Origin of the sequence: Kordia sp. (genome assembly GCF_045105435.1) — a bacterium.
Classification (GTDB): domain Bacteria; phylum Bacteroidota; class Bacteroidia; order Flavobacteriales; family Flavobacteriaceae; genus Kordia.
Genome location: NZ_JBGCDL010000275.1, coordinates 1 through 10794 on the forward strand (window position 1 = coordinate 1; position 10794 = coordinate 10794).

The window sequence follows — 10794 nt, forward strand, 5'->3', positions numbered from 1 at the left end:
CTTCCTACTTTAAAAGTATTTGTTCCGTCTATCGGAATCCTAACATCAATGGTAGTTTCCGTGCTATTTTCACTCATAACTGTAGGCAATGATGTTTCTCCATTGGCAGTAACTAAGAATTCATAATCAGATGGATTGAACGTGAAATTTTGATTAGCATCAGGCACAAAACTTGCGCTTGCCGAAATTGTAATGTCAAACCCAAATTTTTTATGTGTTTTTGCGGTTGTATACCAGCCGCCATTCATACTATACAACAATCCTTTCATTAGTGGATTCATATAGTTTTCAGTTAATTTACTTGCGTCATCGCCAGCTAATAGAAGACTTTCTAATTCTTGAGATTGCACTGCCGTTGCACACAGCATTACCAGTAGAATACTTAATTTTTTCATAATTGTTTGTTGTCGGTTAATTTTATTAAGCTAAAAATAATAAAAAAGCGCAGGAGTATATACAGGAAATAGCCCCTTTTTATTTTTGCATCTAAAAAAACAATGGTGAAACAAATACTAATAAGCACATAACCAACATGTTAATTCTATAGTTATTTTTGTACATTTATGTAAATACTTTACGCTATGAAAAAAATTACACTCTCTATTTTTGCCCTCTTTTTCTTTTGTATTGCATTTGCACAACAAGAATTACTAAACAGTGAAAACAAGTGGATTTTACATTATATGGTTATTGACGGAACTACAATTGACGTTCCTCAAGCACCATTACCTATGTACATTTCAGGAATCCGATTTTTAGGAACTGATTCGAGCAATTATAATTTTAGCGCTGATGTAGCTGGCATTAATGCTGCTTTTGATTTAGAAGCACCACTTGTCATTACTCCAACTTCGTTTACAATTCAGCAACCAAGTGTAACCCTAGGAGATTGCTTTCCAAATTACCTTCTTGAAAGTCAATATTTGTCTACAATTATCTCAGGAAACTTCAATCCTTTAAGAACATTGGATTATGAAATTATTGACGAAGGTAATGGCAGGAAGAAGTTAACAATCACTACTCCAGAAGGAAACATTGCCGTCCACGGAAATTATATTTTATCCATAAAGAAATTTGACCAGAAAAATATTGTGATGTATCCAAATCCTGTGAAAAAGGAATTATATTTTAATTTTAAAGGATTATCGGTCGAGAAAATAAATATACTTTCAGTCGTTGGCTCAAGTATTTTTGAAACGAAGATTTCACATCAAGAAAACAACTTAGATTTATCATTTTTAAAGTCTGGAATTTATTTTATGAAAACGACTTATAAAGATGGAGATAGAATAGTTTCCCGATTTGTTAAAGAATAATCGTGTTACTACACAGTTTAACGCATAAAAAATGCCTCATAAAAGAGGCATTTTTAGTTTTATAAATTATTGTTGTTATGCATCAATATTTGCATACACAGCATTCTTTTCAATAAACTCTCTACGTGGCGGAACTTCGTCTCCCATTAGCATTGAGAAAACACGATCTGCTTCTCCTCCATTGTCAATAACGACTTTTCGTAATGTTCTAAAATCTGGATTCATAGTTGTATCCCATAATTGCTCAGCGTTCATTTCCCCAAGACCTTTGTATCGTTGGATTCCTGCTCCTTGACCAAATTCTTCTACAATTACATCACGTTCTTCATCGTTCCAAGCATACCTACGTTTTGCTCCTTTTTTCACTAAGTATAGTGGTGGTGCAGCAATGTAAATGTGTCCGTTTTCAATGAGTTCTTTCATGTAACGGAAGAAGAATGTTAAGATTAAGGTTGCAATATGCGATCCATCGACATCGGCATCACACATAATCACAACTTTATGGTATCTTAATTTTGAAAGGTTTAATGCTTTACTATCTTCCTCAGTTCCGATAGTTACACCTAATGCTGTAAAGATATTTTTGATTTCTTCGTTTTCAAAAACTTTGTGTTGCATTGCTTTTTCTACATTCAAGATTTTACCACGTAATGGCAAAATAGCTTGAAACATACGATCACGACCTTGTTTAGCCGTTCCGCCCGCCGAATCTCCCTCGACAAGGAATACTTCACATTTTGCAGGATCTTGCTCAGAGCAATCACTTAGTTTCCCTGGCAATCCTCCAATACTCATCACAGTTTTACGCTGCACCATTTCACGTGCCTTTTGTGCAGCATGACGTGCTTGTGCAGCTAGTACAACTTTTTGAACAATGGTTTTAGCATCATCTGGATGTTCTTCTAAGTAATCGGTAAGCATTTCTGATACTGCTTGACTTACAGAGGCAGATACTTCACGGTTTCCTAGTTTTGTTTTGGTTTGTCCTTCAAATTGTTGTTCTTGAACTTTTACCGATATAATTGCGGTTAATCCTTCACGGAAATCATCACCAGAAACATCAAACTTTAATTTGTCTAACATTCCAGATCCTTCCGCATATTTTTTAAGCGTATGCGTTAATCCTCTTCTAAATCCTGATAAGTGCGTTCCACCTTCATGCGTATTAATGTTATTTACATACGAATGTAAGTTTTCAGAATATGAAGTGTTGTATGTCATTGCTACTTCAACAGGAATTCCGTTTTTCTCACCTTCAAAAGCAATAACATCCGCAATAATTTGCTCACGGTTACCATCTAAGTATTTGATAAATTCTTTTAATCCTTCTGTAGAATGAAAAGTTTCTCCAACATATTCTCCTTTTTCATCTTTGTTACGCATATCGGTAAGCGTGATTGTAATTCCTTTGTTTAGGTATGACAATTCACGTAAACGACTTGCTAACGTATCATAATTGTATTCTAAGGTTTGTGTAAAGATAGAAGCATCAGGCTTAAACGTTACGGCTGTACCTCTTTTATCAGAGTCACCAATCGCTTTTACAGGATATAATGGTTTTCCACGCTCGTATTCTTGTTCCCAAACTTTTCCGTCTCTGAAAACGGTCGCACGTAAGTGATCAGATAATGCATTTACACAACTTACACCAACTCCGTGCAATCCTCCAGAAACTTTGTAAGAGTCTTTATCAAATTTTCCACCGGCACCAATTTTTGTCATTACAACTTCTAGTGCTGAAACACCTTCTTTTTCGTGAATTCCGATAGGAATACCACGACCATTATCTTCTGTAGTGATGGAGTTGTCTTCATTGATAACCACACTAATGGTGTCACAATGACCTGCCAATGCTTCATCAATAGAGTTGTCGACTACTTCATATACCAAGTGGTGTAAACCTCTAGTTCCAACATCTCCAATATACATGGAAGGACGCATACGTACGTGCTCCATTCCTTCTAATGCTTGTATACTGGAAGCGGAATATTGATTTTTATTTTCTTCGCTCATAAATATTCTCCTTAATTTATATTTTTAAAACAGTGTAAGTGTTTTGATTTTTCTATTGTTAAAAAACAAATATAATATTTCAAAAATTCATTTTTACATACTTTTAAGCCGCTTTTTAAATAGTTATTAACATTTATCACTTTTATCTAAAATTGCTTAGAAAGGCTTAAAACAGGCTTAAAAACATTTTAAAGGTCTTTTTTTCTATGCGTCTGATTGGAATTTTAAAAAACCGCTTAGAAACGACTTAAATACTTTTAATTTTTTGTAGAAAATACAATAAAACGACTTTTTCCGTTTGAAACAAGCTTTTAATAACACTATTTTAGTAATTTTGCAACACTTAAAACTATTACTACTAAATACTTATCAATGAAAACAAAACTACTTTTACTTGCATTATTTTTTAGCATTGCAGGATTTTCACAAACTATTTCATCTTATAATAGTGACCCAGGAACCAATTTTACAATTGTAACTACTCCTACTGCATTGGATCAATCACCGACAGGAGCAAATGTTTTTTGGACATTTAACAATTTAACTCCTGCAGGAACTAATATTGACACCTATGCCGCTCCAACTGCAGCACAATTAACTACGTACCCTGGAACTACCGAAGTACAAACGATTACTACACAAGGAGGAACGCCTGTGTCTAGTGATTTCTTTTTGAAAGAAGATGGCTCTGGAAATTATATTACAGGAGCTACACAAGGTGATATTGTTTTAAATTACAGTACTACAAATGCTTTTATCGGATTGTTTCCGCTTAATTTTGGCGCAAATAATTCTGGGACAGCTGCTGGAACATTTTCATTTATGGGAACAAACGGAACGTTTACAGGAACATTTACAGCTACTGTTGATGCCCACGGAACCTTAACAATGACAGACCCAATTGCAAATGATTATGTGGCACCTGTAACGCGTTTACGCATTGATCAAACATTGAGTTTTAGCATTCCGCCTATTTTTAATAATATTGGAACATTGACACAAACTACGTATTATTATTATGATAATAATGCAGATAATATTGCTTTTAGATATACAGATGCGCATCTTGTTTCTGCTTTTTTAGGAATTGATCAAACTACAGAAACGCTTGAACGTAATACAAGTTTAACACTTTCAAGAAATACAGTTGATACCTCTCAGTTTCAGTTATATCCAAATCCTGCAAGCGACTTTATAACGATTGATTCAAAAGAGAATCAAGCAATTAAAACGGTTTCTATTGTAGATGTTCAAGGAAGAAATGTATTTACATCAACTACACAAACGGAACGTATTTCTGTAGCCAACTTACAACAAGGAATGTATTTTGTAACGCTTGAAACGGAAGCAGGCGCTATCACGACAAAGAAGTTTATCAAACAATAATTGATATTTCATATAGATTATAAAACGCTTAGAGTTTACACAAAACACTAAGCGTTTTTTGTTTTCAAACCCTATTCAAGTAGGTTTTTAATCTAAAAATAGTAGCTTTAGCACATTAAAACTGTATTTAGATTATGAAAAAATTACTCCTTACCACTATCCTATTTTTAGCTTGTCTTATTGTTACTGCACAAACCAATGCAGAAAAAGCACGTGCTAAAGTTGGGAAAGCTATTGAATTGATGGATAATGGAAACATCGACGAAAGCATTGCCATTTTGGAAGAATGCGAAAAATTAGATCCTAAAAATTACCTGTATCCATACGAAATTGCATTTGCACACGTAAAAAAGAAAGAATACAAAAAGGCGATTAAAATCTTAAAGAAAACATTAAAATACGACAACATTAATAGTCAAGTATTTCAAATGTTGGGAAACTCGTATAGCTACGCTGGAAAGCCTAAAAAAGCCATTAAAACATACGAGGAAGGCATGAAAAAGTTTCCGAATGCTGGAAATTTACATTTAGAGAAAGGAAATATTTTTTGGTTTCAAGAAAAGTATAACGAAGCCGCAAAAAACTATAGAAGAGGCATTGAAGCTGATCCAATGTTTGCCTCTAATTATTACAGATTAACCTTATTGTATTTGACCACAAAAGATAAATTATCTGGACTTATTTATGCTGAAATTTTTATGAATCTGGAACGTTCTTCAGAAAGAACGCGTAAAGTGAGTAAGCTCATTTATGAAACCTACAAAGAAGCTATTACACTTGGAGAAGAATCGTCCATGGATTTTTGTGAAATTGTTATTGACGCAGAAGATTTAGCAGATGGCAACGATTTCAAATTACCTCTTTGCGGAGTTTTTGGAAAACATTTTGTCTTAGGCCTTTTTGGCATGAAAGAAGTAAACCCAGAAACCATCGCAAAAATGCGCGCTGGTTTTATTGAACGATTTTTTGAAGAAGACCACAAAGAATACTCGAATGTTTTGTTTGATTATCACAAAAAATTAGCCGATGCTGGTTTGCTGGAAACCTACACACGTTATATTTTACAAGTGGGCGACAGCGAAGCTTTTAACGAATGGGCAGCTTCAAACAAAGGTACATTAGATAGGTTTATAGATTGGTACACTAAAAAAGAAAATTATTTGAACATAACGCAGGAAAATATATTTGTTAATTAAAACTATTATTTTTGATTTTTTAAAACCATCAATTATAACATATCACAACTTGCATGAAGACTCCTATCGCCAAAATTAAAGCTGCAAACGTTGAAATTTCCAAAGAATTATATGAAACCATTACTGGAAATGATTTGATTTCTAAAAATAGTTTTGGAACACCTGAAGCTAGTTCCGTCTTAAATACTGATAAATACCTTTTGACATACGATGATAATTACAATTCTCATCAGTTTATGTTAATGCTTGAAACAGCATTTTTTAATCATAAACCTGTTTGTATTTCACCAGATACGATTTGGTTATTGATCTGTCAAGGTTTTTCACAGCATATCAAATTACATTCCGATAGGTTTCGTCATCTTTTCACAAAAAGCAATGAAAAAGAAACCATTACTGTGCGGAGAGACGATTTTGTTTTAGGAAAGAAAAATTCCTGGGAAGAGGTAATTCCTGAGTTTACAGCGCAAATTTCCAAAAAAATCAACGCTGATTTACATGAAACAATCGTACAAAATTTTTCGACAACTGGCATAAAAGAAGCTATTGCTTTTGAACTTGCTTTTATGGATAGTATGTCCGATTATTTCAAATATATGGTGATTTCATTATGTGGTATTCCCGAAATACATATTACTGGAACTGTAGCAGATTACACCAAAATTCTAGATGCTGTACAACAACTTCGATCTTATGATCTTGATTGGTGGATTGATTGCATAGAACCACATATTCAGCAATTTATTGATGCGCTTCAAGGAAAGCATGATCAAGATTTCTGGACATCTATTTACAAACACGATAATGAATCTGGCGGCCCTTTTGTCACTGGTTGGATGACACAATTTTTCCCGTATTTAGAAACCAATAGTTATAAGTATGATGGTAAAATTAGTTTTGAAAACGGTGTTACTGAAGCTGATATTTTAAAGGAAATAAGCGTGCTCGATGAAGGAAATGAAATAAAGGTTGGAGTTGTCTTAATTAAAAATCCATGTTTAAAAAAAGAAACTACTTTTAAAGCAACACTAAAAGATTTTCCAAGTAGTTTTTCATCTGTGCCAGTCGTTTGGGATTATTTAGGAAATGATGTACAATTAGAATTTCTTTCTGGTTTTATCGGTGTTCAAGAAAATCCAGAAAATCATGCGCTAACTGCAACAATTAATTGGATTTTGAATCGAAAATAATACTTGCTCCTGAACCATTTTTACGTGTGTAAACGATGTTTCCATCATCAAAAGTAACGCCTGTTGCGATATCGTTTTCTAATAATAAAGCGCCATCTGCATCCATATAATCCAGTAAAGGTGAAATTTGTGTGAGGTTTGAAATTCCTATGGAAGATTCGGTCATGCAACCTGCCATGATTTTTAATTTTTTAGCTTTCGCGATTTGTATCATTTGCAACGCTGGCGTAATGCCGCCACATTTCATCAACTTTATATTAATTCCGTGAAAAACGGTTGCACATTTTGAAACGTCTGCTAGTGTTTGACAACTTTCGTCTGCAATGATTGGCAATACACTTTCTTTTTTAAGAATTTCCATACCTTTCCAATTGTCGGCTTTTAATGGCTGTTCTATAAATTCGACATTTAATGTTTTTAGAATTTCAGCATTTTTGAGTGTTTCTTCAGGTGTCCAAGCGCAATTGGCATCAACTCTAAAAACGGAATCTGTGACTTCGCGAAGTTTTTGTATAATTTCCACATCGTTTTTTGTACCTAATTTTATTTTATAGATTGGCCAAGGTGTTTCTTGAATTTTTGATTGCATGATTGCTATCGAATCAATTCCGATGGTATAATTTGTTTTGGGTAGTTTCAAATCGTTTTCACTCCAAAAACGTCTCAATGGTTTTTGTTGTTGTCTCGCATACAAATCCCAATACGCACAATCAATCGCGCACAATGCAAAATAATTGTTTCGGAGTTTTGGTGCTAGTTGTTCCCAAAGTTTTGTTGGATGCGTGTTTTCCTGTATATTTTCAAGAATTACTTTCACACTTTCAATAGAAGCTTTCAAACTTTCTATAGAACTTTTATAATAAGGATTTACCGTAGCTTCGCCATAACCTGTATATTCTCCGTCTGAAATAGAAACAACTACGGTTTTTTGTACCGTAACTGTATACCTAGAAATCGTAAACGGATTTTTAAGTGGTAATTCAAAGTTTTGTATAGTTATGTATAGTTGCATGTTTTAAAGATACGTTTTACAATTAAAAGTGCCATACAAATTCATGTATGACACTTTTGAAACTATAATTGAGAAAATGTGTGTGCTTATTTACGAAACTTCTTCCTTGCTTGAATATGCTTCGTCATGTACATTTGCTACGGCTCTACCCGATGGATCGTTCATGTTTTTGAAAGATTCATCCCATTCTAAAGCAGTTACCGAACTACACGCTACCGAAGGAACCGAAGGAACCGTTAATGAAGCTGTTTCCGATGGGAAGTGACTTTCAAAAATGGTACGATAGTAATATTCTTCTTTTGCTCTTGGTGTTTGTACTGGAAAACGGAATTTTGCATTTTCCATTTGCTCGTCAGATACTTCGCTTTCTACTAATTCTTTTAAGGTATCAATCCAGCTGTATCCAACTCCATCACTAAATTGTTCTTTTTGTCTCCACGCTACGCTTTCTGGTAAGTATTTTTCAAATGCTTTACGCAATACCCACTTTTCCATGCGTTCGCCGTTGATCATTTTGTCTTTTGGATTGATGCTCATAGCAACATCCATAAATTCTTTATCTAAGAAAGGTACACGCCCTTCTATTCCCCAAGCTGCTAACGATTTGTTGGCACGTAAGCAATCGTATTGGTATAATTTTTCTAGTTTACGAACGGTTTCTTTGTGTAATTCTTCTGCGCTTGGCGCTTTGTGAAAGTATAAATATCCTCCGAAAATTTCGTCTGCTCCTTCACCAGATAATACCATTTTGATTCCCATTGATTTGATCACTCTTGCTAACAAATACATCGGAGTTGACGCACGAACTGTCGTGATATCATAGGTTTCTAAGTGATAGATAACATCTTTAATAGCATCCAAGCCTTCTTGAATGGTAAATTTTACTTCGTGATGTACCGTTCCGATATGATCGGCTACTTTTTGAGCAGCAGCTAAATCTGGAGAACCTTCTAATCCGATAGAGAACGAGTGCAATTGTGGCCACCAAGCTTCACTTTCGTCATCAGATTCTACTCGTTTTTGCGCATATTTTTTCGCTACAGCAGAAGTAATAGAAGAATCCAATCCGCCAGAAAGTAATACACCATACGGCACATCTGACATTAATTGTCTGTGAATGGCAGCTTCTAAAGCTTCGCCTAATTTATCGATGTTTGTTTCATTGTCTTTTACAGCTTCATAATCCATCCAATCGCGCTTGTACCATTGTCGCATTTCACCTTCTTTACTATCTAAATAGTATCCTGGAGGAAATACTTCAATTTTACTACAAACACTTTCTAATGCTTTTAATTCAGATGCCACATAGAATGTTCCGTTTTTGTCCCATCCTATATATAAAGGAATAATTCCCATGTGATCTCTTGCGACTAAGTATGAATCTTGTTGTTCGTCATACAAAGCAAATCCGAAAATTCCGTTCAATTCATCTAAAAACGTACTTCCTTTTTCTTTGTATAAGGCTAGAATGACTTCACAATCAGATTGTGTTTGAAAGTTATACGAACCTTCAAACTGTTTGCGCAATTCTCTATGATTATATATTTCTCCGTTTGCAGCTAAGATGAGCTGTTTGTCTTCACTGAACAAAGGTTGTTTTCCAGAAGCTGGATCTACAATTGCCAATCGCTCATGCGATAAGATTGCATTTTTAGAACTATAAATTCCACTCCAATCTGGTCCGCGGTGACGGATTTTCTTTGACATTTCTAAGAGTTGAGGTCGTAACTCTTCTGATTTTTCTTTTAGCTCGAAAGCACATACAATTCCACACATAATTTTCTCTTTACAATTATACTACAAATATTAGTTTAAACTTTCAATTTTAAAACTTATAACATATTTATGATTACATATTAAAACTTAAAATGATTATTTTATTATTTATTGACGCTTTTTAATTAAAAAAGTAGCGCTAAACTTTCTATTTGTAAAATTAAGCTAGAAGCAAGTGGAAAGCATTACACTTTATTGTAGGTTTTTGATTTTTATAGAAGAATTATAAATTTTGTGTACACTGTTTTATTAAGCTTCATTATAAGAACACTTGCCGTTGTCACGCGTTTCGCATACGTCAACACAAGATTCACCTGTACGATTGGCTAATCAGCCTAATATAGATTGTACATTCAAATTGACAATAATTGTTCTTTTTAACTGTAGTAGCCCACGTGTCTTTCTCTTTTTCATGTTTTAATTTTTAACTATTAAATGGTTCTCTCCTAATTTTAACACTTTGCAAAAGGAAAGAAATATGCTTTCCCGTACTTATTTACATGTAAATGGTTTGTATTACACAGAACTTTAACATCTGAAACGAAAGTTTAACATAATGCTAAGAAGAAGTTTTAGTAAATTTATATCGAAAAATAAGCACTATGAGAAAGCATTTTTTTGCTACAGGATTTTTAATCATTACTTTATTATTTAGTATTGATGTTGCAGCTCAAAAATTTAGTGATGTTGACAAAAGCCCGCATGATATAAGTTATTATAAAGCGAAGCGAAATGCGCCACCAGTTGTGAAAGTCGTTTATGGGCGACCACAAAAAAAAGGGCGTAGTATTTTTGGAAACTTAGTTCCGTATGGTAAAATATGGCGTACAGGAGCAAATGAAGCTACAGAAGTTACTTTTTTTCAAGATGTAAAATTAGGAGACCAAGAAATTAAAGCAGGAACG

General features: G+C 34.0%; 9 protein-coding genes. 5 read left to right on the top strand and 4 right to left on the bottom strand.

The window, feature by feature from the left end:
* Nucleotides 1-395, bottom strand: a 395-nt coding sequence (locus AB8B65_RS14070; protein WP_405301770.1) for a DUF6588 family protein, incomplete at its 3' end; no start/stop codon positions are given.
* Nucleotides 396-581: 186 nt separating this feature from the next.
* On the opposite strand from AB8B65_RS14070, the gene AB8B65_RS14075 reads away from it, so the two are divergent.
* Nucleotides 582-1316, top strand: a complete 735-nt coding sequence (locus AB8B65_RS14075; RefSeq protein WP_405301772.1) for a T9SS type A sorting domain-containing protein — start codon at nt 582-584, stop codon at nt 1314-1316.
* A 75-nt stretch (nt 1317-1391) separates the two neighbouring features.
* On the opposite strand, the gene gyrB is transcribed toward AB8B65_RS14075, so the two are convergent.
* Nucleotides 1392-3329, bottom strand: a complete 1938-nt coding sequence (gene gyrB, locus AB8B65_RS14080; protein WP_405301773.1) for a DNA topoisomerase (ATP-hydrolyzing) subunit B — start codon at nt 3327-3329, stop codon at nt 1392-1394.
* 372 nt (nt 3330-3701) lie between these two features.
* Between gyrB and AB8B65_RS14085 the strand changes: the two genes are divergently transcribed.
* From AB8B65_RS14085 to AB8B65_RS14095, 3 genes are all read left to right on the top strand, one after another.
* Nucleotides 3702-4715, top strand: coding sequence for a T9SS type A sorting domain-containing protein (locus AB8B65_RS14085; protein ID WP_405301774.1), 1014 nt, complete (start codon nt 3702-3704; stop codon nt 4713-4715).
* A gap of 134 nt (nt 4716-4849) precedes the next feature.
* Nucleotides 4850-5911 (top strand): tetratricopeptide repeat protein, encoded by a 1062-nt coding sequence (locus tag AB8B65_RS14090; RefSeq protein WP_405301775.1) that lies wholly within the window; start codon nt 4850-4852, stop codon nt 5909-5911.
* 53 nt (nt 5912-5964) lie between these two features.
* Nucleotides 5965-7101 carry a DUF4419 domain-containing protein gene (locus tag AB8B65_RS14095; protein WP_405301776.1) on the top strand — a complete coding sequence of 379 codons (1137 nt, stop codon included), beginning with the start codon at nt 5965-5967 and terminating at the stop codon, nt 7099-7101.
* Here the strand turns inward: AB8B65_RS14095 and AB8B65_RS14100 are convergent.
* The gene (locus AB8B65_RS14100) at nt 7076-8113 is read right to left on the bottom strand and encodes a dipeptide epimerase (RefSeq protein WP_405301777.1); all 1038 of its coding nucleotides are present in this window, start codon (nt 8111-8113) and stop codon (nt 7076-7078) included. The two genes, AB8B65_RS14095 and AB8B65_RS14100, sit on opposite strands and share 26 nt — an antisense overlap.
* A 90-nt stretch (nt 8114-8203) precedes the next feature.
* Nucleotides 8204-9889, bottom strand: a complete 1686-nt coding sequence (asnB, locus tag AB8B65_RS14105) for an asparagine synthase B (RefSeq protein WP_405301778.1) — start codon at nt 9887-9889, stop codon at nt 8204-8206.
* A 602-nt stretch (nt 9890-10491) separates the two neighbouring features.
* Between asnB and AB8B65_RS14110 the strand changes: the two genes are divergently transcribed.
* Nucleotides 10492-10794: DUF2911 domain-containing protein (locus tag AB8B65_RS14110; RefSeq protein ID WP_405301780.1), on the top strand; the 303-nt coding region annotated here is incomplete at its 3' end.

Coding starts and splice junctions, on each gene's coding strand:
- AB8B65_RS14100 (WP_405301777.1), bottom strand. CDS start 8,113: ATGCAACTATACATAACTATACAAAACTTTGAATTACCACTTAAAAAT.
- asnB (WP_405301778.1), bottom strand. CDS start 9,889: ATGTGTGGAATTGTATGTGCTTTCGAGCTAAAAGAAAAATCAGAAGAG.
- AB8B65_RS14085 (WP_405301774.1), top strand. CDS start 3,702: ATGAAAACAAAACTACTTTTACTTGCATTATTTTTTAGCATTGCAGGA.
- gyrB (WP_405301773.1), bottom strand. CDS start 3,329: ATGAGCGAAGAAAATAAAAATCAATATTCCGCTTCCAGTATACAAGCA.
- AB8B65_RS14095 (WP_405301776.1), top strand. CDS start 5,965: ATGAAGACTCCTATCGCCAAAATTAAAGCTGCAAACGTTGAAATTTCC.
- AB8B65_RS14075 (WP_405301772.1), top strand. CDS start 582: ATGAAAAAAATTACACTCTCTATTTTTGCCCTCTTTTTCTTTTGTATT.
- AB8B65_RS14090 (WP_405301775.1), top strand. CDS start 4,850: ATGAAAAAATTACTCCTTACCACTATCCTATTTTTAGCTTGTCTTATT.